The organism is Sphingopyxis sp. 22461 (assembly GCF_052044915.1).
Lineage (GTDB): Bacteria > Pseudomonadota > Alphaproteobacteria > Sphingomonadales > Sphingomonadaceae > Sphingopyxis.
Genome location: NZ_JBQENY010000005.1, coordinates 142974 through 165403, shown reverse-complemented (window position 1 = coordinate 165403; position 22430 = coordinate 142974). Strand labels below are relative to the sequence as shown.

Genomic DNA, 22430 nt, shown 5'->3' with positions numbered 1-22430 from the left:
CGGCGCCCCGCCACAGCGAGGATCAAGCCTTGAGCCAGTCGCCCCAGCCCAAAGCACAGACGCGCGGCGTCGCCGAATTGCTCGATGCGCTGGTCGCCAGCGACGGCACCGGCGCGCATCCGCACGTCCGCTCGGGCGCACTGTCGAGCGGGCCCGAAGCGATGCGCAACCTCGCCGACGCGGTGCATTTTCTCTGCCTGCTCCACGGCCGTTATCCCGGCGTGATCGACAATGCCGCGCGCAAGGCGGTCGACCCCGCGTCGCGCCGGTGGATGGGCGAAGCGGCCGACGCTTTCGTCCAGGAACGCGCCTTCCTGACCAAGATCGCCTCGGCGGTCGGCCCGGTGCCGAGCACCCAGGGGCAGGCGCAGTGCGAAGCCGCGGTCGCCGCGCAGCGCAAGGCGATCGACATGCTCGCCGAGTCGGACCGCCACGGCTGCGCGCTGGGCGCCGCGATCGCGCTGACGCTCGACTGGCGGACGATCCGCGTCCTGCTCGACATCAGCGCGCTGCGGCTCGACCTCAGCCCACCGACCTGCACCCTCCCCGACCTCCGCGACACCGCGCGGCTCGCGGCCACGGTCGCCGATACCCCAGCGGTCGAGCGCGCAATGGTGTTCGGTGCGCAGCAGCTGATCACCCAGCACAGCGGCCTGTGGGACCTGATGGCCGTGCGGGCGGCAAGCCGGGCGCATCCGTAAATAACGAGCAACTCGACGCGATAAGTCCCCCCTCCCGCAAGCGGGAGGGGAGAAGAAGCGTCCGCTTGCACCCTCCCCCTCGCCCCGCTATGCCAGCTTGACGTTCACGTTAAGGGAAAGAGCCGATGCGTTTCGAAGGCACCAGCGCCTATATCGCCACCGACGACCTGAAGGTCGCGGTCAACGCCGCGACCTTGCTGCGCCGCCCCTTGCTCGTGAAGGGCGAACCCGGCACCGGCAAGACCGTGCTCGCCGAAGAAATCGCCAAGGCCTTCGACGCGCCGCTGATCACCTGGAACATCAAGTCGACCACCAAGGCGCAGCAGGGCCTGTACGAATATGACGCGGTCGCGCGCCTGCGCGACGGCCAGCTCGGCGAAGAGCGCGTCCACGACATCCGCAACTATATCCGCAAGGGCAAATTGTGGGAGGCATTCACGTCGCCCAAGCTCCCCGTGCTGCTGATCGACGAGATCGACAAGGCCGACATCGAATTCCCGAACGACCTGCTCCAGGAACTCGATCGCATGGCCTTCCATGTCTATGAGACCGACGAGACGGTGACCGCGAAGGAACGCCCGATCGTCGTCATCACCTCGAACAATGAAAAGGAACTGCCCGACGCTTTCCTGCGCCGCTGTTTCTTCCACTATATCAAATTCCCCGACCGCGACACGATGGCCGAAATCGTCGACGTCCATTTCCCGGGCATCCAGAAGACGCTGGTCAGCCGCGCGATGGACATCTTCTACGAAGTCCGCGACGTCCCGGGGCTCAAGAAAAAGCCGTCGACGAGCGAGCTGATCGACTGGCTGAAGCTGCTGCTCAACGAGGATATGCCGCTCGAAGTCCTGCAGAACCGCGACGTCGGCAAGGCGATCCCGCCGCTCCATGGCGCGCTGCTCAAGAATGAGCAGGATGTCATGCTGTTCGAAAAGCTGGCGTTTATGGCGCGCCGTCAGGGTAGCTGATTCTTGTCCTCCCTGTGGCGAAGCCATGGGGAGGTGGCAGCGCGAAGCGCTGACGGAGGGGCCAATGGCGCACCGTCGCGGCCCCTCCACCATCCGCTTCGCGGACGGTCCCCCTCCCCATCGCTTCGCGACAGGGAGGATCTAATTAAAGCTGATACGCCACCTCGACGTCGCCCCAGCGGCGGCCGTTGATGATCGCGGGCATATAGACGTTGCGCACGGTCACATAATTGATGCCGTCGCCTTCCTGCCGATAGACCGTCATGAAAAAGGGCGCGGTGCTGCGCTTCGCCGCGGCGTCGACCCCGTCATAGAGGATGCGGCCGTTGCGGCAATGCGCGGTGTCATGCTCAAGTTCGCCGGTCGGCGCGCGCGAGCATTCGGTGATATGCGTCGGCAGAAAGCCGTTCATGTCGCCCGCCGACGACATCTTGATCTCGGGATGCTGCGCCACGATGCGGTCGAACAGCGGGCGCCAGTGCGCGTCGGCCCAGTCGCAGAGTGACGTGCGAAAACGTTCGGGGTTCGAATTCGGCACGCGCACATAATCGGTGTCGAACAGCTGCTCCATCGACAGTTCGCCATGTGCGACCGCACGTTCGGCCAGCCCGACGAATTCGTCGCGCACCTTCGCCGCCAGGGCGACGATCGCCGAATCCTGAGGGGAGACGCCCGCCGAGATCACCGCGTTGAACATGCGGTTCGACACATGCTCCATCGACAGGATCGAATCGCGCGTGCCGACCAAAGTCGAACTGTTATCGCGCACCGAGGTGACGACGCCGTCGAGCGCCTCGCGCACCTTCGCGCCATTCGCATGCACCATCGCGCTCGATTGCGCGATACGGTCGCTCTGGTCGTCGAGCAGCGCGACGAGGTGCGTCGCGTCGTGGAGCGCGTCGGTGATCGTCTCGAACTGCGCCTCGGCGCGGCTCGACTGTTCGACCCCCGACTGGATTTCGGTCACGAGCCCGCTCGCTTCAGCGGCGAGGCTGCCGATGCTGCGGCGGATCTCGTCGGTCGCGCCGCGCGTGTTCTGCGCCAGCTTCTTCACCTCGGCGGCAACGACCGCAAAGGTGCGGCCGGCATCGCCGGCGCGCTCGGCCTCGATCGCGGCGTTCAAAGCGAGCATGTTCGTGGTCTTGGCGATCTGTTCGATCGACTGGCTGACCTGCTGCACCTGTTCCATCACCGCGGCGAAATTGGTGACATGCGTGCCAAGCCGCGCGACAAGGTCGATCACCGAACGGAATTCGGAGACCGCGGCGTTGACGCGCTCGGCGCCGGTGTCGAGCTGTTCGCACGCGCGCGCCGAGAGCAATTTGGCCTCGTCGGTCGAATCGGCGATCTGGCGCTGGTCGGCCTCGAGGCTGACGACATATTCCTCGAGCCGGCCGAGTTCGGCGATCTGGCGATCCATCTGATCGGTCGCCCGCTCGATGCGCCCCGCGGCGTCGCTGCACCCGACGGCAAGCTCGCCGCAGTCGCTTGCGACCGACTGGTCGAGTATCTGCGCCGCCGGATTGATCGGATCATATTTCATTGGCTTGCCCACGTCCCTGAATGATCGAGGAGATATGGCGGACAATGGTTAACGCGGCGTCAATTTCGCGGCCCCGATCGCGGGATCGAAGGCGCATTGCACACCGCCCGGCGACGCGTTACGCCTTCGGACGGGCTGTTGGGGAATACGGGGGGAATATCATGCGTCTTTGGCCGGTTCTGGCGGCGGTCGCCGCAATATCCGCGCTGCCCGCAGGGGCGCAGGAAATGGTCGGCGGACATCGCATCATCCGTACCGCGGACCCCGCAATCTGGTCGGGCAGCGAAACGAGCGGGCCGATCACCCATATCGCGACGGGCACCGTCTTTTCCGAAAGCATCGACGGCTTTCAGCGCACCAGCCTTATGGCGGTCGACAATGGCAATGACGTCATGCTGCATTATCGGCTGAAGCGCGAAGCGGCCTCGACCGAGATTTCGGCGTTCCTGTTCCAGCGTGGCGATCTTGCCGAGCATCGGCTGAAGGGGGCGATTGCCTCGCTCGGCCATGGCCGCGACGTGATGACATTTCTGTGGGCCGATGGCCCCTTCGATATCGAAGCACCGCAGAAGCTGCGGGGCTTCAAGGCCACCTACAAGGTCGGCATCGGCGGCGACACCCTGCTCGAATATCTCTATTTCTTCGAATTGGGGAAATGGACCGCGAAAGTGCGAGCGACGCTCCCGGCATCGAAGGAACCCGCCGAGGAGGGCCAGATCGACGCCTTCGTCCGCGCGCTTCCCTGGGCATCGATCCTCGCCGCGAACGGCGCCTGCAACGGTTCGGCCTGCGACGGTGAGCAGGCAATGCCCTTCAACAACCATATGGCAGAGATGTTCCTGACGAAGATCGTCGCGAGCGGTCAGGGCAAGGCGTTGCTGGGCGATGCGGCGGAGCCCATTTATGCGCGCGAAGCGGGCGGTAAACGCTGGACGCTCTATCCGCTCGACGAAAAGATAGCACCGTTGTTCGCGGAGGCATTCGGCCGGATTTCCGCGCGCGCGCCGCTTTATAGCCTGTCGTGGTCGGCGAAGAAGGAAAGCGGCGTCGTCCGCTTCTTTGCTGGCAAACCCAACGAAGAAGCATTCGCCGCGACGGTCGACGGCCTCGTCGCGCATCCCGAGACATCGGCCTTCATCGCGCCGGCCGATGCGGCCGCCTACGCGCCCGATTGAGGTTCGGGCCGATATTCATCGGCGGGGACAGCTTTACGTTCACGTAAAGTGATTGCACGCGCCGCGCGAACGCGATACGCCTACCCCATGTTTTTCGGCTTTCTCGACGAGCTTCGCGCCGCGGGCATTCCCGCCAGCCTGAAAGAGCATCTGATGCTGCTGGAGGCGCTCGACCGCGAGGTGATCGATCGCAGCCCCGAGCAATTCTATTACCTCAGCCGCGCGATCTATGTGAAGGACGAGGGCCTGCTCGACCGTTTCGACCAGGTGTTCAACAAGGTCTTCAAGGGCATCATCTCGGACTATGGCCAGAACCCGGTCGACGTCCCCGCCGACTGGCTGAAAGCGGTTGCCGAGAAATTCCTGACGCCCGAGGAAATGGCCGCGATCGAGTCGCTCGGCGACTGGGACAAGATCATGGAGACGCTGAAAGAGCGGCTCGAAGAACAGCAGAAGCGCCACGAAGGCGGCAGCAAGTGGATCGGCACCGGCGGCACCTCGCCCTTCGGCAATTCGGGCTATAACCCCGAGGGCGTCCGCATCGGCGGCGAGAGCAAGCACAAGCGCGCACTGAAGGTCTGGGAAAAGCGCGAGTTCCAGAATCTCGACAACACCAAGGAGCTCGGCACCCGCAACATCAAGATCGCGCTGCGCCGCCTGCGCAAATTCGCGCGCGAGGGCGCGGCGGACGAGCTCGACATCCCGGGCACGATCGACGGCACCGCGCGGCAGGGCTGGCTCGACATCAAGATGCGCCCCGAACGGCGCAATGCGGTCAAACTGCTGCTCTTCCTCGACGTCGGCGGATCGATGGACCCGTTCATCAAGCTCTGCGAGGAATTGTTCAGCGCCGCGACCACCGAATTCAAGAATCTCGAATTCTTCTATTTCCACAACTGCCCGTACGAAGGCGTGTGGAAGGATAACAAGCGCCGCTGGTCCGAACGCCATCAGATGTGGGATATCCTCCACAAATATGGCCATGATTATAAAGTGATCTTCGTCGGCGACGCGTCGATGAGCGCTTATGAGATCACCCATCCGGGCGGCAGCGTCGAACATTTCAACGAGGAATCGGGCGCGGTCTGGCTCCAGCGGATCACCCATGTCTATCCGGCCGCGGTGTGGCTGAACCCGGTGCCCGAGGCGCATTGGGGATACACCCAGTCGGTGAAGCTGATCAAACAGCTGATGAACGACCGCATGTACCCGCTCAGCCTCGCCGGGCTGGACGATGCGATGCGCGAGCTGACGCGAAAGCATTGACGCGGCGTGGGCGGGGTGTAGGGGCGCGAAGATGATCGATCTCCCCCTCGTCACCATCCTGCTCCTCACCGGCTTCATCAACCTGATCGGCGCGCTTGCCTATGCCGCGCGCATTGCCGGGGTCCGCACGCGGCGCATCGCGATGTCGTTCGCGCTGTTCAACATCCTCGTGCTCTTCTCGCGCACCTCGAACAGCTTCCTCGGCCCTTTCCTCGCCAAGCGCATCGAGACGCGCATCCACGACGGCAGCGGCGCCCAGCTCTTCATCGACATGCAGCTCGTGCTCGCGGCGGCGAGCGTCGCGACCTTGGTCGGCATCCTGCTGGTGCCCACCGGGCAGCGGATGTTTGCGGTGGCGATCGGCTGGTATCAGAACAACCGATCAACGACGAAGCTTGCGCTCAAGGCCGCGAGCCCGAGCGGCCTGCGCACATTGGGCCGCTCGCTGACCCTCCCCAGCCTGTCGCACCTCAAGAGCTGGCGCATGCCCAAGGGGATTGGCTGGGGCGTCCTCATCGCGAACTGCCTCGCGCAATCCTTGCTCGCGGTCGGCGTCGTCGCGTCGCTTTACGCCGGCTATCTCGCTCCCGAATTTCGCGTCACCGCGTCGCAGCTCTCGGCGCTGATCAACGGCTTTGCGACGATCCTTCTGTTTGCCTTCATCGACCCGCAATTGTCGGTGATGACCGACGATGCGGTCGAGGGCAAAGTCGACGAGGCCGATTTCCGCCGCGCGATCACGCTGATCTCGCTGAGCCGCCTCGCGGGCACGGTCCTGGCGCAGGCGCTGCTGCTGCCCGCCGCGCTGCTGATCGCTTACGTCGCCGTGCATGTCTGACACGCAGCGCGGCCACAGCCGCTTCCATGCCGTCCGAGCGCGGCTGGAGGCGTTGGCGGTCACACCGGGGCCGCGCGGCTGGTTTCTCGAATTTCTCGTCTTCGGCTTCAAGCAGGGATGGGCATGCCTGTTCGGCGCGCTGATGCTTGCGCTGCTGCTCGGCACGCATCTTTTCTGGCCCGATGACGCGCCGCTCCACCGCTATGACGCGATCACGATCGGCGCCGTGCTGATCCAGCTCGGCATGCTCGCCTTCCGGCTCGAGACGCCGAAGGAAGCGCTCGTCATTCTGATCTTCCACATCGTCGGCACGGTGATGGAATTGTTCAAGACCGCCGCGGGATCGTGGCAATATCCCGAGGCGAGCCTGCTCCACATCGGCGCCGTCCCGCTCTTCTCGGGCTTCATGTATGCCGCGGTCGGCAGCTATATCGCGCGCGTCTGGCGCATCTTCGATTTCCGCTACACCGGCTATCCGCCCGTTTGGGCGAGCTATGCGCTGGCGGCGGCGATCTACGTCAATTTCTTCGCGCACCATTGGGTATACGACATCCGCTGGTTCCTTTTCGCCGCGACCGCGCTGCTATTCTGGCGCTGTCAGGTGTGGTTCCGCCCGCTCCACATCCACCGCCGCATGCCGTTGCTCGTCGGCTGGGGGCTCGTCGCGCTGTTCATCTGGTTCGCCGAAAATATCGGCACCTTCGCGCGCGCCTGGACCTATCCGAGCCAGAACGACGGCTGGCACATGGTCGGCGTCGAAAAGCTCGGCAGCTGGTATCTGCTGATGATCATTTCGTTCGTGCTCGTCAGCCTCGTCCAGCGGCCGAGGGCGCCCGATTAACCGAACGGCTTGTCGATCGACGGCGGCGGCTCGCTGAACCACTTGGGTCCGCTGTCGGTCATATAGAAACAGTCCTCGAGCCGGATGCCGAACTCGCCGGGGATATAGATGCCGGGCTCGTTCGAGAAACACATGCCGGGCGCGAGCTTTGTCGTCTCGCCGCGCACCAGATTGACCGGCTCGTGCCCGTCGAGCCCGATCCCGTGACCGGTGCGGTGCGAGGTGCCCGGAAGCTTATAGCCGGGGCCCCAGCCGAGGCTCTCATAATAGGCGCGCACCGCGTCATCGACCTGCCCCGCGGGCGTGCCGAGCTTTGCTGCGGCGAAGGCGACGTCCTGCCCCTTGCGCATCTGGTCCCATACCTGCCGCTGGCGCGCGCTCGCCTTGCCGTAAACGAAGCTGCGCGAGATGTCGGATTGATAGCCATGGACGGTGGCGCCGCAGTCCATCAGCACGACCTCGCCGTTCTTCACCGCCTGCGGCTTGCCCGACCCGTGCGGATAGGCACTCGCCTCGCCGAGCAGGATCAGCTCGAACTCGCTCTTGCCGCCAAGCGCGATGGTCGCGGCCTTCATGATCGCCCCGATGTCGGACGGCGTCATCCCCGCCTCGACGCGCGGCGCGGTGTGGCGATAGGCGGCGAGCGTGATGTCGGCGGCGATCTGCATCAGCGCGATTTCGGCGGGCGACTTGTGCATCCGGCATCCGCGCACGACGGGCGCGCCGTTGACGACGGTCGCCTGCGGCATCGCTTTCTCGAGGCCATCGACGGCGAAATAGCGCACCGTTTCCTCGACGCCGATCTTTCCTTTGGCCAGCCCGCGCTTGCCGAGCCAGGCGGCGACCGCGGCGAGCGGATTCTCATCCTCGTTCCACGTCAGCACCTCGGCCTCAACGCCCAGGCTCTCACGCACCGACGGTTCTTCGAAAAAGGGCGTCACGATCGCGACCTCACCCTCGCGCGTCAGCACCGCGGCGGTCAGCCGCTCGCTGCGCCACCATTCGACCCCGGTGAAATAGATGAGGCTCGACCCCGGCTCGATCAACAGCGCGCCGATGTCGTTCGCGCGCATCAACTCCTTCGCCTTGGCGATCCGCGCCACACGCTCGGCCTTGCCGATCGGCACTGCCTTGGCGGCGAGATTGGGAAGGCCGGCCGTATCGGCGGCGAACGCCGGCGCGGGCAAAGTCGCCGCCAGTCCGCCGATCGCCGCGGTGCCCAGAAATTGCCGTCGCTGCATCATTGCTTTCTCTCCGTCAGTTTCGGGGCGTCATGGGTATACTTAAGGGCGGCGGCAATTTTTCATTGATGCGCTGCATCTCTTCGCTGCGGCTATCACTATATTGCCTCATCAGGTCTTGGCAGAACCGCCGGGCGGTCTCCGTCCCGAGCAGGCCCGGCTCTGCCACGATATCGGCCCATGACAGTCCATCGGCAACGCACATCAGGTCCTGGAAGTCCCGCGCGTAAATTCCGTCGGAAAAATAGGCAAACAATCGTCCGCGCCGCGTCGCAACGACCGATGCGGTCTCGTTATCCTCGATCAACGGTATCGCCCACGTCACAACATCCCCGGCTTTCATCATCTTCGCCGACGCCGCAACGGCATCGTAGGGCCGATATGCCGAGCCTTTCGGCCGAACTTCCCGGATCAGCGTAACGCTGACACCGCCTGCCGAAACCTTGTCTTCGACGATATAGTCCGGCCTTGCCTTGCGGTTTTTCCACTCATCCAGCAGGGCCAACTGGTCGGCCGGCGGCAACTTGCAATCGAGGTCCGGCATATACATACGCGCCCAGACGAACCCCGGCGCGATCGGCCCGCCCGGAAGCCGGTCCCATCGCATTTCCATTCGGCACACATCGATCTCGATCCGGCCATTATTGTAATCGTCCAGCGATACATAATGGCCATAAGGCACGGCGTAGAACACACCCTTGCGGGGTGTCACCGCGCCAATGATGGTCCGCGGGCGCGCAGGGTTGGCAGGAAAAACGGTATAAACGCCGACATGAGGCTGATATTTTGAGTCGCGCGCTTCTTCTGCTGCCCGTTTCCGCAGCAGGCCGACGACATCACGATGGGATTGCTTCAGACGCTCGATATCGGTCCCGCCGGGGAACGGCAGCGTAATGATCTCACGCTCGACGAAGGATGCGGCTGACGGCTCGGCCGCGCAGCTTGCGATCGGGAATGCAAGGGCAATGCTGATCGCAGCCGCCAAGCTTCGCCGCCAGATCGTCAGCATTTGTTCGCCCCTCAATAAATCAGCAAATCCGCGATCTCTTCGCGCCACGCCGCCTCGTCGGGCAGCGCCAGCGCGTCGAGATCGCCCGCATCTGCACCCGCATCGTCGACCCACTCGCGCAGGCCCGGTCCGCCGTTGATCACGTCGATCGCGAGCACATCGTCGGTATATTCATATTTGAAATCCTTGCCACGCCAGATCGGATAGTCCGGATAGAGGCTGCGGATCGCCTTGAATCCCAGCGCCTGCACGCGCCACGGCTGGAACGCATCGTCATCGTACCACGGCCCGTCGGCATGGATATGCACGCCGCTATTGAGCTGGCCGACATGCTTGTGAAAGGTTGGCTGGAACCAGATGTCGCGCAGCTTGCATCCGCCGAGCCATTGCGGCGCGAGGCGCTGCATTTCGGCAATCACCGCCTTGGCGTCGATATCGGGCGCGCCGAACAGCTCGAGCGGACGGGTCGTGCCCCTGCCCTCGCTCAAGGTCGCGCCCTCGACCATCACCGTGCCGGCATAGGCGCGCGCCATGTTGACGTTCGCGGCGTTCGGGCTGGGGTTGATCCACACGCGGTCGGTGGGCCAGCCGAAGCCGGGGCCTTTCGGGTCCCACCCCTCCATCTCGATGACGCGATAATCGACATCGAGCCCGAAGTGGCGGATGAACCAGTGCCCGATCTCGCCCATCGTGAGGCCATGACGCATCACCATCGGCCCCGCGCCGACGAAGCTTTCCCAGCCGGGCAGAAGCCGCGTGCCTTCGACCGGGCGCCCCGCGGGGTTCGGCCGGTCGAGCACCCACACCGCCTTGCCATGCTGCGCCGCGGCTTCGAGGATGTAGAGCAAGGTCGTTACATAGGTGTAGATGCGGCAGCCGAGATCCTGCAGGTCGACGAGCATCACGTCGAACGTGTGCATCGACTGACCCGACGGGCGCCGCACCTCGCCATAGAGGCTGAACACCGGCATGCCATAGGTCGGATCGGTGAAGTCGGGCGACTCCATCATATTGTCTTGAAGGTCGCCGCGAACGCCATGCTGCGGCCCGAACACTGCGGTGATGTCGAGCCCCGAGGCAACGAGCGCATCGACGCTGTGCGTCAGGTCGGCGGTGACCGAAGCGGGGTGCGCGAGCAGCGCGACGCGCTGGCCTTCGAGCGGTTTGCGAAGCGCCGGATCGGCGAGCAGGCGGTCGATACCGAAGTGAACAGTCATGCCGCGTCGGGTGCCCCAAGCGTGAGCGCAAAGCAATCGGGATGATGGAAGTCGGGCTTGCCCGGCGGATGCGCGAGCGCCCAATAGCTTTTGGTGCCGTCAAGCTCCTCGATCACTGCCGACAGCGCCAATTTTGCGCCATTGTCGGGAAAAATGCCGGGCTCGACGCGCAGCGCATAGCTTTGATCGCCCTTCTCGGCCGCCATTTCCCAGGGCGCAAGGTCGTCGGTGCGGAGCAGCGAGCGATAATCGTCGAACTGGTAACAGGCCCAGCGGCCGTCGGGCGAATAGTTGAACTCGGTATAATCGGGCTCGCCCTCTTCGGTCAGGAATGCCTCGAAGCAAGTGCTTTCCCACAGGCCATCGGTCGCGCTGTCGGCGATGACGAGTTCGCCCTGCCCGTCGGGCAGCACCAGCGCGGCGATCGCGCCATCGACGATGAAGCGCAGCGCAAAACCGTCCTCGAACGACAGCGAGACCTCGACCGCGACGGCGCGCACGGCCTTTCCCGGGGTGCCGGGGTGACAGATCAATTCCCTGCGCATGCTATCCAAATATCAAACCCCATGCTAAGCGCCCGCCCGCTATGACCAGTTACAAATCCGACCTGCTGCGCCTGCTCGACGAGCGAGGCTATATCCATCAGACGACCGACGCGGAAGGGCTCGATGCGCTCGCCGCCAAACAAGTCGTCCCGGGATATATCGGCTTCGACGCGACGGCGCCCAGCCTGCATGTCGGCAGCCTCGTCCAGATCATGATGCTGCGCCGCCTGCAACAGACGGGGCACAAGCCCGTCGTGCTGATGGGCGGCGGGACGACGCGGATCGGCGACCCCACGGGCCGCGACGAAAGCCGCAAGATGCTGTCGGACGAAACGATCGCGGCGAACATCGCGTCGATCTTCAGCATCTTTCAGCAATTCCTCAGCTTCGGCGACGGGCCGACCGACGCGGTGATGGTCGACAATCAGGACTGGCTCGGCCAGCTCGGCTATATCGAGCTGCTGCAGGAAGTCGGCACCCACTTCACGATCAACCGCATGATGACCTTCGATTCGGTCAAGCTGCGGCTCGAGCGCGAACAGCCGATGACCTTCCTCGAATTCAATTACATGATCCTGCAGGGCTATGATTTCCGTCATCTGTCGAAGGACAGGGGCGTGCGGCTGCAGATGGGCGGATCCGACCAGTGGGGCAATATCGTCAACGGCATGGAGCTGGGCCGCCGCATGGATGGCGCCGACCTTTACGGCCTGACGACTCCGCTGCTGACCACCGCGGCGGGCGCCAAAATGGGCAAAACCGCCGCCGGCGCGGTGTGGCTTAATCCCGAACAACTGTCCCATTTTGACTATTGGCAATATTGGCGCAACTGCGACGACCGCGACGTCGGCAAGTTCCTCAAGCTCTTCACCGACCTGCCGCTCGACGAGATCGCGCGGCTCGAAGCGCTCGAGGGCGCGGAGATCAACGAGGCCAAGAAGATCCTCGCGAACGAAGCGACCGCGATGTGCCGCGGCACCGACGCCGCAAAGGCCGCCGCCGAGACAGCGACGCAAACCTTTGAAAAGGGGCAGATCGGCGGCGACCTTCCGCAAGCCGTCGCGCCCGCCGAGGGGATCAGCGTCGTCGATGCGCTGCGCGAACTGGGCTTCGCCGGCTCGAACAAGGAAGCGCGCCGCAAGCTCGACGAAGGCGCGGTGAAGGTCGATGGCGTCGTCATTCGCGACCCGCAGCACCTGATCGTGCCCAGCGCGGACCCCGTTCCGCTGAGCCTCGGATCAAAAAGACATGGCCTTGTGACCCGCTAGGGCGCAGGGAAGCGTTTACGACTTCTTCAGCAATCGGATGGATCGTCATGGCCAAATCAACAAGGTCCACGAATATGCGCAAGATTGACACGAGCAAGGCCCATTATGTCGGCCTCGACCAGCGGATCGCTCCGCGTAGCGACGTCTATTGCCGCCTGCCCTTCGTCATGCCCGACGGACGGCAGGAAATGTGCACCTGCGTCAACATCAGCGCCGACGGTATGCTGATGCGCTTCGAACGCGGACTGGAGATCGGCGATCTCGTCGTTTTCCGCATGCCGATCATCGGCCGCACCTCGGCGAAGGTCGTCTGGTCGCTCGCCGGCAAGACGGGTGTGCAGTTCGACAAGTCGATCTCGGTCGAAGATTATCTGCCGATGATCCGCGCCATGGGTGCACGGGGCGACGTCAACTAAGAACATTGCAAGCAGCGGCACGTTCTTCCCCCCCTCCCGCAAGCGGGAGGGGGGCCATCAACCACTCCGCAGCAGCGGCACCGCCGCGTCGCGCTCGAACAGATAGAGGCAGAGCCGCACCGCTTCCGCGCGCGCGCCATCCATCCCGCCGTCGCGTTCGACGAACAGCCGCGCGTCGTCGTGCGCGACGGGCAGCAGCCGCACCAGCTGTTCGGGGGTTGCCAGCCGGTAGTCGGCATCGCCCGACTGTTTGAGCCCGAGCAGTTCGCCGCCGCCGCGCAGCTCGAGATCCTTTTCGGCAATCACGAAACCGTCGTTCGTATCGCGCATCAACGCGAGCCGCTCGCGCGCGGTTTCGGACAGATTTTGCGAGCGCAGCAGCAGGCACACCGATTTCGCGGTGCCGCGCCCGACCCGGCCGCGCAGCTGATGGAGCTGCGCGAGCCCGAAATTCTCGGCATGCTCGACGATCATCAGGCTGGCGGCGGGCACATCGACCCCGACCTCGATCACTGTGGTCGCAACGAGGACGCCGATTTCGCCCGCCTGGAAACGCGCCATGACGGCATCCTTTTCGGGCCCCTTCATCCTCCCATGGACGAGTCCGACGCGATGCTCGCCGAGCCGCGCGCACAACAAGGCGGCGCGCTCCTCGGCCGCCGCGAGTTCGCTGACCTCGCTCTCGGCGACGAGCGGACACACCCAATAGGCCTGCGCGCCGCTCGCGAGATGGCGGTCGAGGCCGTCGACGACGTCGTCGAGCCGGTCGAGCGAAATGACGCGCGTATCGACCGGGGTGCGCCCCGGTGGCATCTCGTCGATCTGTGACACGTCCATCTCGCCATGATTTGCGAGCTGCAGCGTGCGCGGGATCGGCGTCGCGGTCATCACCAGCAGATGCGGCGGACGCGCCGCCTTTTGCGTGAGCATCAGCCGCTGCGCGACGCCGAAGCGATGCTGTTCGTCGACGACGACGAGCGCGAGATCCCTGTAGGTCACCGCCTGCTGGAAGATCGCGTGGGTGCCAACGAGGATATCGATGCTGCCGTCGGCGAGGCCCATCAACGTCGATTCGCGCGCCTTGCCCTTGTCCCGCCCGGTGAGGATCGCGAGGTTGACGGGCAAGCCGCCAAGCATCCGCTGCAACGTCGCAAAATGCTGGCGCGCCAAAATCTCCGTCGGCGCGAGCAGTGCCGCCTGCGTCCCCGCCTCGACCGCCGCGAGCATCGCGCGCAGCGCGACGAGCGTCTTGCCCGACCCGACATCGCCCTGCAGCATGCGCAGCATCGGCGTGTCCTGCGCCATATCGCCCGCAATCTCGCGCCCGACGCGCTCCTGCGCGCCCGTAAGCCCAAAGGGCAGCTTCAGCGCATCGGTCAGCCTGCCATCGCCGACGATCGGGCGGCCCTTGCGCGTCCTGAGGCCCTGGCGGATCAGCATCAGCGCGACCTGGCTTGCGAAAATCTCGTCATAGGCGAGCCGGTCGCGCGCCGCCTCGTCGCGCGGGCTCGCGTGCGCACGCTCCATCGCTTCTCGCCACGCGGGCCAATTCCGGCTGGCAAGCAAGGGCGTGTCGATCCATTCGGCGAGTTCAGGCCGTCGTTCGAGCGCGACCTGCCCCAGCTGCGACAGCCGCGCGTTGGTGAGGCCCTCTGTCAATGGATAGACGGGCTCGTGCTCGGCGATGCCCGCCTCGTCGCCGGGCTCGACGACCTGATCGGGATGCACGATCTGACGCATCTCGCCATAAAGGTCGAGCCGGCCCGACACCCGGCGCTTCTCGCCCAAGGGAAAGAGCTTGCGCGCGAGCCCCGACGTGCGCCCGAAATAGACGAGGCGGACATGATCGCCCGCATCGTCGAACGCTTCGACCCCGAACGGCGCGCGCGGGCTACGGCCGGCGCGGTAATCCTGCGCGGTCAGCTCGACGATGATCGTCTGCCCCGCCTGCGCCTGATCGAGCCGATCGACCGGAAAGCGCGAGATCAATCCCGTCGGCAAATGGAACAGCACATCGACGACGCGCTCCAGCCCCAGCCGCGTCAGCGGCTTGGCAAGCTGCGGCCCGACGCCTTTCAGGTCGGTGAGCGCGGCAAAGAGCGGATTGAGTATCTCGGGTCGCATGATCGTGCAGGGTATCTAGCGCGAGCCTTTCCAACTTGCACCTCTCCTCTCCCCTTGCGGGAGAGGAAAGCGAGACTTGCCCCGGACCTGTCCGGGGCTTAGTCGCAGCCGGAGAGGGGTATGCGCTTGCAAAGCAAGCGCGCGCTCGCCATGCGAGCGCTTCACCCTCTTCCAACTTCGCCTAGCCGCTATCGCGACAAGGCTCCGTATCCTTCTCCCGTCAAGGGAGAAGGGAAAAGAGAACCAGATGCAAGACCGCCTCAAACGCTTGAAATTCCGTGCCTGGCACCGTGGCACGCGCGAGGCCGATTATATGATCGGCGGCTTTTTCGACCGCTATTCGGCCGAATGGAGCGAAGCGGAACTCAGCTGGTACGAAGCCGTTGTCGAGGAAGACGACGTCGACATCATGGCGTGGGCGCTCGGCACGGGTCAGCCGCCCGCGCATCTCGACCGACCGGAGATGATCGCCGCGATGCGCCGCCTGGACTATATCCCGCTGCCATGACGATGCCCGCCGCCGACATTTTTGCCGCCATCGGATCGGCGTCGGCGCCGCTGACACTGGCGCGCGCGGCCGACGGCTTCCTGCCGCTGCTGCTCGCCGATCTGGCGCGGGCAAGTGATAAACGCGTCCTCTATGTCGCGACCGACGATACCGCGATGCAGGCGATTGCCGACGCCGCGCCCTTCTTTGCGCCCGACCTGATCGTCCATCGCTTTCCGGCATGGGATTGCCTTCCCTACGACCGCGCGGGGCCGTCGATGCGCGTCAGCGCCGACCGGCTTGCGACGCTGTCCGCGCTGCAACAGCCCGCCAAGCGCGGCGAACTGATCCTCACTACCGTCGCCGCGATCACCCAGCGCACCCTCACCCCCTTCCGTATCCGCCAGCTCGCGACGACGCTCGCCGCGGGGCAGCGGATCGACCGCGACGCGCTCGCCGAACTGCTCGTCTCGAACGGCTTCAGCCGCGTCGACACCGTCGCCGACCAGGGCGAGTTCGCGGTGCGCGGCGGCATCCTCGACCTGTTTCCCGCGGGCGAAGAGACAGGGCTCCGCGTCGATTTCTTCGGCGACGAGATCGAGAGCATCCGCCGCTTCGACCCCGCCGACCAGCGCAGCCTCGGCCCCGCCAAGGCGCTGCAACTGCTCCCCGCGTCCGAAACCCTGCTCGACGAGGCGACGATCAAGCGTTTCCGCTCGGCGTATCGCGACCTGTTCGGCGGGCAGTCGACGGGCGATCCGCTCTATCAGGCGGTCAGCGACGGGCGGCGGCAGGCGGGGATGGACCATTGGCTGCCGCTGTTCGAGGAACGGCTCGCGACCTTGTTCGATCATATCGATCCCGCGACCCCCGTCCTTCGCGGCCACCGCACCGAGGCCACCGCCGAGACACGCTTCGCGGCGATCGCGGACTATCATGCGAACCGCGTCGCCGCCGAACGCGAGTCGCCGGGCAGCTATCGCCCGCTGGCGCCCGAGACGCTGTATCTGACCGAGGAGGAATGGGCCGGGGCCTCTTCGGACCGGCCGATCCATATCGTCACCCCCTTCGATGTCCCGCCCGCCGCGACGGTCGTCGATCTCGAAACCTTTGCCGCGCGCGATTTCACCCCCGAGCGCACTGCCGATCTCAACGTCTACGACAAGGTCGCCGATCATCTGTCGGACGAGCGCCGCAAGGGGCGGCGCACGATCATCGCCAGCTATTCGGGCGGCGCGCGCGAACGCCTGTCGGGGTTGCTGCGCGACCATGGCGTCACTTCGCTGGTCCAGGTCGAAACGTGGCAGGAGGCGCTGGGCGTATCTTCTCCCCTCCCGCTTGCGGGAGGGGTCGGGGGAGGGCCTGTTGCGAAGCGCGCCGACGAAACAAGCCCTCCCCTAGCCCCTCCCGCAAGCGGGAGGGGAACAAGTGTCGCGATGGTCGTCCTCCCCCTCGATCACGGTTTCGCATCGGACGCGATCAGCCTGCTCACCGAACAGGACATTCTCGGCGAACGCCTCGTCCGCCGTCAGAAACGCCGCAAGAGCGCCGACGCCTTCCTCGCCGAACTCGCGACGCTCAGCGTGGGCGACCTTGTCGTCCACCTCGACCACGGCATCGGGCGCTACGAGGGACTGACCCAGATCCCCGTCGGGAGCAGCCCGCACGATTGCGTCGCGCTCACTTATTCGGGCGGCGACAAGCTCTACGTCCCGGTAGAAAATCTCGACGTCCTCTCGCGCTACGGCGGCGAGAGCGACGGCGTCGGCCTCGACAAGCTCGGCGGCGAGGCGTGGCAGCGCCGCAAGGCGCGGATGAAGGAGCGTATCCGCGAGATCGCGGGCGAACTGCTCGCGACCGCGGCGCAGCGCGCGCTACGCTCGGGCGAATTGCTCGCGCAGGACGCCGCCTATCCCGCCTTCGCCGACCGCTTCCCCTATCAGGAAACCGACGATCAGGACCGCGCGATCGGCGACGTGCTCGCCGACATGGCGTCTGGCCGCCCGATGGACCGGCTCGTCTGCGGCGATGTCGGGTTCGGCAAGACCGAGGTTGCGCTCCGCGCCGCGTTCGTCGCGGCGATGGCGGGGGTGCAGGTCGCGGTGGTCGTGCCGACGACGTTGCTCGCGCGCCAGCATTACACCAATTTCTGCGAGCGCTTCAAAGGCTTCCCGGTCAACATCGGCCGCCTCTCGCGCCTCGTTCCAGCGGGTGAAGCGCAGAAGACGCGCGACGGGCTCGAAAGCGGTCATATCGACATCGTCGTCGGCACCCATGCGGTGATCGCGAAATCGGTCGAGTTCAAGAATCTCGGCCTCGTCATCGTCGACGAGGAACAGCGCTTCGGCGTCGTTCACAAGGAGCGGCTGAAGCAGCTCAAGACCGACGTCCATGTCCTGACCCTCACCGCGACCCCGATCCCGCGCACGCTGCAGATGGCAATGTCGGGCCTTCGCGAACTCAGCGTGATCCAGACCCCGCCGGTCGACCGCCTCGCGGTGCGTACCTATGTCGCACCGTGGGATCCGGTCGTGCTCCGCGAAGCCTTGCTGCGCGAACATGACCGCGGCGGACAGAGCTTCTTCGTCGTCCCGCGGATCAAGGATCTGCCCGATATCGAGGAATTTTTGCGCAACCGGGTGCCCGAAATCAAATATGTCGTTGCGCATGGCCAGATGACACCGACCGAGGTCGAGGACCGGATGAGCGCCTTTTACGACCGCAAATATGATGTCTTGCTGTCGACCACGATCGTCGAAAGCGGGCTCGACATCCCGAGTGCCAACACGCTGATCATCCACCGCGCCGACCGCTTTGGTCTCGCGCAGCTCTATCAGCTGCGCGGGCGCGTCGGACGGGCGAAGACGCGCGCCTATGCCTATCTCACGACCCCCGAACATGGCGCGATCACCGACACCGCCGAAAAGCGGCTCAAGCTGCTTGGCGATCTCGACACCCTCGGCGCGGGCTTCCAGCTCGCGAGCCACGATCTCGACATTCGCGGCGCGGGCAATCTCGTCGGCGACGAACAGTCGGGGCATATTCGCGAGGTCGGCTTCGAACTCTATCAATCGATGCTCGAAGAGGCGATCCTCGTCGCCAAGGCCGAGGGCGCCGGAAAGCTGCCGCCGCGTGAAGCGCTGTCGCCGGTCATCACCGTCGATGCCCCGATCCTGATCCCCGAGGATTATGTCCCCGACCTGCCGCTGCGCATGGCGCTCTATCGCCGCCTGAACGATGCGCAGGATCGCCCGGCGCTCGATGCGTTCGCGGCCGAGATGATCGACCGCTTCGGCCCGCTGCCGCCCGAGACCGCGAACCTCGTCCAGCTGATGGAAATCAAGGCGAACGCCAAGCTCGCGGGCATCGCCAAGCTCGACGTGGGCACCAAGGGCGCGCTCGTCAGCTTCCACGGCGACCAGTTCGCCAACGTCCCGGGGCTGATCGCCTATGTCGAGCGGCTGAAGGGCCGTGCGCGCATCCGCCCCGACAACAAGCTGTCGATCAGCGGCGATTGGGTCAGCACCGGCGCACGCCTCAACGGCGCGCTGCAGCTATCGAAAGGTTTGGGGAAACTGGCGAGACAAGTGGCTTGATCGTCGCCCCTGCGAAGGCAGGGGCCGCTGGCAACCTTGCGCCAAGCCGGTAGCGGCCCCTGCCTTCGCAGGGGCGACGTGTTTCTATGCTTCCATCAACTCCAGCAACTGATCCGCCGGCACCGGCCCCGACTTCAAAAATCCCTGCCAGGTCGCAACCCCCAACTCGGTCAATCGGGCGAGCTGGCGCTCATTCTCGATCCCCTCGGCGACCACGAGCAGCCCCAGCGCGCGCGCAAGGTCGACAATCGCGCGCACGACGATGCGGTCGCGGTCGCTGCCGTCGATCGTGCGGGTAAAGCCGCTGTCGATCTTGAGATAATCGATCGGCAGCCGCGCGAGCAGCGACAGGCTGGAATAGCCGGTGCCGAAATCGTCGATCGCGACCGCGACGCCCAGCGCACGGATCTGCGCCAGCTGGTCGGCGGCGCTGGCGGGGTCGCTCAGCATCGCCTGTTCGGTCAGTTCGAGCGTCAGCCGGTCGGGGTCGATCTTTGCCGCCTTTGCCATCGCGGCGAAGCGGCCGGCAAATTCGGGGTCGCCGAGATCGGCGGCGGTGATGTTGAGCGACACGCGCAGCTTCGCGAGCGCCTTGGGCCACGCCGCCATTTCGGCGAGCGCAACGCGGTGCGCATGTTCGGTAAGCTCGCATTCGAGCCGCGCCGCGCGTGCGGCAGTCACCAGCGGCCCGGCGCCGAGCAGGCCGAGTTCGGGATGCTGCCAGCGCAGCAACGCCTCGACCCCGGTCATCTCCCCGGTCGCGACGTCATATTGCGGCTGGTAATGGATCACGACCTCGTTCTGCGACAGCGCGGCGTGGACCATCACCCCGTCACGGGCGGACGCCGGCCGCGCCAGCTGGTCGCCCGCAGCACGCAATTGTTCGGCGACCGAATCATCGCGCGTGATCAGCGCCGCGGCGATGCGGATCGACAGGCGGCCGTTCGGATCGCCGACGATCGGTTCGGCCAGCGCGACGTGGAGCGCGCGCTCCTGCGCGCGGAGGGCGCCGAGCGACATCGGTGTCGACGGGACGATCAGGAAGCGCGGGCCGTCGAGCCGGTCGACGCACGACCCCTGCCCGAATTCGTCGCTCGCGAAATTTTCGAGCCGCCGCCCGATCTCGTCGAGCACCGAATCGCCCGTTGCCGTCCCCGCGCTGTTGTTGATGCGCGCCATCTGGTCGACCTGGACCAGGATGACGCCCGCGTCGGCATCATAGCGCGTGTGCAGGGCTTCGAGTTTGCGGGCGCAGGCGGAAAGGGAGTCGGACAGGCGATTCATCGCATTCCTCTAGCAGGCTTTGCTTGCCAAGTTCCTGCCTTTTGCATCAATATAGGCGCGTGGCTGCCACATTTTCCCATAGCGCTGCGCCCGCGGCGCCGCTCATCGACGGACATGGCCGTCGGATCAGCTATTTACGGCTTTCGGTCACCGATCGCTGCGACCTGCGCTGCCGTTATTGCATGGCCGAGGACATGACCTTCCTGCCCAAATCGGCGGTGCTCAGCATAGAGGAAATGGGCGAAATCGCCGAGCGCTTCGTTGCGCGGGGCATCCGCCGCATCCGCCTGACCGGCGGCGAGCCGCTGGTTCGGCGCGGGATCGATACGCTCGCGATGCGATTGGGGGCGATGATCGGCCACGGCCTCGACGAACTGACGCTCACCACCAACGCGATGCGGCTCGCCGAGCATGCGCCGATGCTGGCCGCGGCGGGGGTGCGCCGCATCAATGTCAGTCTCGACACGCTCGACCCCGCCGCCTTTCGCCACATCACCCGCGTTGGCGACCTTGCCGTCGCGCTCGGCGGGATCGATGCGGCGCGCGCCGCGGGGCTGGCGGTCAAGATCAACATGGTCGCGCTCGCCGGACTCAACGAAGATCATCTCGTCCCCATGCTCGATTATTGCGCCGCGACCGGCTGCGACCTGACGCTGATCGAAACGATGCCGCTCGGCGAGGTCGAGGGCGACCGCAGCGATCATTATATCCCGCTTCACCAGTTCATCGCGCCGCTTCGCGAAGCGCGCGCCATCTATCCGGTCGACAAGCGCACCGGCGGTCCCGCGCGCTATTTCGCGGTCGAGAACAGCCCCGTGACCCTCGGGCTGATCACGCCGCTCAGCGACAATTTCTGCGCGACGTGCAACCGCATCCGCCTGACCGTTGAGGGCCGCGTCTATATGTGCCTTGGCCAGGACGATCATGTCGACCTGCGCGCCGCCTTGCGCGACGGCGGCGACGTCGATGGGTTGATTGATGCGGCATTGGCTGGCAAACCCCGCGCGCATGACTTCCATATCGATGGAAAGTCCAAACCGGCGGTCGCGCGTCATATGAGTGCAACGGGCGGCTGACAGGCAGCCCCGTTTTCTGAAGACACGGGGGAACCGGACCAATATGCATCGCAAGATTGCGCTCGTCGCATCGAACGCGCCCGCCGCCATGGAAGCGGAAGCCGAGCTGCGTCCGCTCTACGACTTTGTGGAGCTAGCCGAGGCCGACCTGCTGATCGCGCTCGGCGGCGACGGCTTCCTGCTCCACATGCTGCACCAGCTGCTCGACCAGCGCCGCAGCATGCCCGTTTTCGGCATGAACCGCGGCACGATCGGGTTCCTGATGAACGAGTTCCGGATCGAGGGGCTGGTCGACCGCCTCGCCGCCGCGCGCCCCTTCCTGATTCATCCCTTGTCGGGCGACATCACGACGATCAGCGGCGAGCGCCACATATTGCCCGCGATCAACGAGATTTCGCTGCTGCGCGAAACGCGCCAGGCGGCGAAGCTCGAGGTGATGATCAACGAAAAGACGATGTTGGAGGAACTGGCGTGCGACGGCGTGCTCGTGGCGACCCCGGCGGGATCGACCGCCTATAACCTCAGCGCCAACGGCCCCATCCTGCCGCTCGAATCCGAAATGCTGGCGCTGACGCCGATCAGCCCCTTCCGTCCGCGGCGCTGGCGCGGTGCGCTGGTCCCCGAATCGACGAGCATCCGCTTCAACGTCCGCGAAGCCGCGAAACGCCCGGTCAGCGCGGTCGCCGACCAGCGCGAGATCCGCGATGTGAAGACGGTTTTGGTCACCACCGACCGCAGCCGGCCGCTGACTTTGCTGTTCGATCCCGACCAGGGCCTCGACGAACGCATCGCGATGGAACAATTTATCGTCTGAGAGTCACAAAAGGCCATA

Annotated in this window: 19 protein-coding genes; 12 read left to right on the top strand and 7 right to left on the bottom strand. The window is 65.3% G+C overall.

What is annotated here, in order from left to right; all coding sequences use genetic code 11:
* The first annotated feature begins 29 nt into the window (after positions 1–29).
* Both ACTJI5_RS10270 and ACTJI5_RS10265 read left to right on the top strand, forming a co-directional pair.
* Complete coding sequence (locus ACTJI5_RS10270; RefSeq protein WP_440860224.1) at positions 30–701, top strand: DUF6975 family protein; 672 nt, start codon at positions 30–32, stop codon at positions 699–701.
* 125 nt (positions 702–826) lie between these two features.
* Entirely contained in the window at positions 827–1672 is an 846-nt protein-coding gene (locus tag ACTJI5_RS10265; RefSeq protein ID WP_294047949.1) for an AAA family ATPase, read from the top strand.
* A 145-nt stretch (positions 1673–1817) separates the two neighbouring features.
* Here ACTJI5_RS10265 and ACTJI5_RS10260 read toward each other — a convergent pair whose 3' ends face one another.
* Positions 1818–3215: a methyl-accepting chemotaxis protein gene (locus ACTJI5_RS10260; RefSeq protein WP_058537234.1), complete on the bottom strand. Its 1398-nt coding sequence runs from the start codon at positions 3213–3215 to the stop codon at positions 1818–1820.
* Positions 3216–3376: 161 nt separating this feature from the next.
* Here ACTJI5_RS10260 and ACTJI5_RS10255 point away from each other — a divergent pair, with 161 nt between their 5' ends.
* From ACTJI5_RS10255 to ACTJI5_RS10240, 4 genes are all read left to right on the top strand, one after another.
* Positions 3377–4390: a hypothetical protein gene (locus ACTJI5_RS10255; protein ID WP_439511137.1), complete on the top strand. Its 1014-nt coding sequence runs from the start codon at positions 3377–3379 to the stop codon at positions 4388–4390.
* Positions 4391–4477: 87 nt separating this feature from the next.
* Positions 4478–5656, top strand: coding sequence for a vWA domain-containing protein (locus ACTJI5_RS10250; RefSeq protein WP_058537236.1), 1179 nt, complete (start codon positions 4478–4480; stop codon positions 5654–5656).
* Between the two features lie 31 nt (positions 5657–5687).
* On the top strand, positions 5688–6494 hold the full coding sequence (locus ACTJI5_RS10245; RefSeq protein ID WP_440860223.1) for a lipid II flippase Amj family protein: 807 nt from the start codon (positions 5688–5690) through the stop codon (positions 6492–6494).
* The gene (locus ACTJI5_RS10240; protein ID WP_440860222.1) at positions 6487–7335 is read left to right on the top strand and encodes a DUF817 domain-containing protein; all 849 of its coding nucleotides are present in this window, start codon (positions 6487–6489) and stop codon (positions 7333–7335) included. The genes ACTJI5_RS10245 and ACTJI5_RS10240 overlap by 8 nt, the downstream gene beginning before the upstream one ends.
* Here the strand turns inward: ACTJI5_RS10240 and ACTJI5_RS10235 are convergent.
* The 4 genes from ACTJI5_RS10235 to ACTJI5_RS10220 are packed head-to-tail and all read right to left on the bottom strand — an operon-like array spanning position 7332 to position 11347.
* Positions 7332–8576, bottom strand: coding sequence for a M24 family metallopeptidase (locus ACTJI5_RS10235; RefSeq protein WP_440860328.1), 1245 nt, complete (start codon positions 8574–8576; stop codon positions 7332–7334). The two genes, ACTJI5_RS10240 and ACTJI5_RS10235, sit on opposite strands and share 4 nt — an antisense overlap.
* Positions 8577–8592: 16 nt before the next feature.
* Positions 8593–9585 carry a hypothetical protein gene (locus ACTJI5_RS10230; protein WP_440860221.1) on the bottom strand — a complete coding sequence of 331 codons (993 nt, stop codon included), beginning with the start codon at positions 9583–9585 and terminating at the stop codon, positions 8593–8595.
* 11 nt (positions 9586–9596) lie between these two features.
* Positions 9597–10802 (bottom strand): exo-beta-N-acetylmuramidase NamZ family protein, encoded by a 1206-nt coding sequence (locus ACTJI5_RS10225; protein WP_440860220.1) that lies wholly within the window; start codon positions 10800–10802, stop codon positions 9597–9599.
* Positions 10799–11347, bottom strand: a complete 549-nt coding sequence (locus ACTJI5_RS10220) for a DOMON-like domain-containing protein (protein ID WP_058537240.1) — start codon at positions 11345–11347, stop codon at positions 10799–10801. The genes ACTJI5_RS10225 and ACTJI5_RS10220 overlap by 4 nt, the downstream gene beginning before the upstream one ends.
* Positions 11348–11388: 41 nt before the next feature.
* Between ACTJI5_RS10220 and tyrS the strand changes: the two genes are divergently transcribed.
* On the top strand, positions 11389–12615 hold the full coding sequence (gene tyrS / locus ACTJI5_RS10215) for a tyrosine--tRNA ligase (RefSeq protein ID WP_440860219.1): 1227 nt from the start codon (positions 11389–11391) through the stop codon (positions 12613–12615).
* A gap of 74 nt (positions 12616–12689) precedes the next feature.
* A complete protein-coding gene (locus ACTJI5_RS10210; RefSeq protein WP_058537242.1) occupies positions 12690–13031 on the top strand; it encodes a PilZ domain-containing protein in 342 nt (113 codons plus the stop codon).
* Between the two features lie 57 nt (positions 13032–13088).
* Here the strand turns inward: ACTJI5_RS10210 and recG are convergent, their stop codons facing one another.
* Positions 13089–15155 (bottom strand): ATP-dependent DNA helicase RecG, encoded by a 2067-nt coding sequence (gene recG, locus ACTJI5_RS10205; RefSeq protein ID WP_440860218.1) that lies wholly within the window; start codon positions 15153–15155, stop codon positions 13089–13091.
* Between the two features lie 247 nt (positions 15156–15402).
* On the opposite strand from recG, the gene ACTJI5_RS10200 reads away from it, so the two are divergent.
* Entirely contained in the window at positions 15403–15663 is a 261-nt protein-coding gene (locus ACTJI5_RS10200) for a succinate dehydrogenase assembly factor 2 (RefSeq protein ID WP_058540030.1), read from the top strand.
* The gene (gene mfd / locus ACTJI5_RS10195) at positions 15660–19238 is read left to right on the top strand and encodes a transcription-repair coupling factor (protein ID WP_440860217.1); all 3579 of its coding nucleotides are present in this window, start codon (positions 15660–15662) and stop codon (positions 19236–19238) included. Before ACTJI5_RS10200 ends, mfd begins: the two co-directional genes overlap by 4 nt.
* 84 nt (positions 19239–19322) lie before the next feature.
* Here the strand turns inward: mfd and ACTJI5_RS10190 are convergent, their stop codons facing one another.
* Positions 19323–20522 carry a GGDEF domain-containing phosphodiesterase gene (locus tag ACTJI5_RS10190; protein ID WP_440860216.1) on the bottom strand — a complete coding sequence of 400 codons (1200 nt, stop codon included), beginning with the start codon at positions 20520–20522 and terminating at the stop codon, positions 19323–19325.
* A gap of 59 nt (positions 20523–20581) precedes the next feature.
* Here ACTJI5_RS10190 and moaA point away from each other — a divergent pair, with 59 nt between their 5' ends.
* On the top strand, positions 20582–21598 hold the full coding sequence (gene moaA / locus ACTJI5_RS10185) for a GTP 3',8-cyclase MoaA (RefSeq protein WP_440860215.1): 1017 nt from the start codon (positions 20582–20584) through the stop codon (positions 21596–21598).
* Positions 21599–21641: 43 nt separating this feature from the next.
* Positions 21642–22412, top strand: coding sequence for an NAD kinase (locus ACTJI5_RS10180; protein WP_310255307.1), 771 nt, complete (start codon positions 21642–21644; stop codon positions 22410–22412).
* Positions 22413–22430 lie beyond the last annotated feature (18 nt).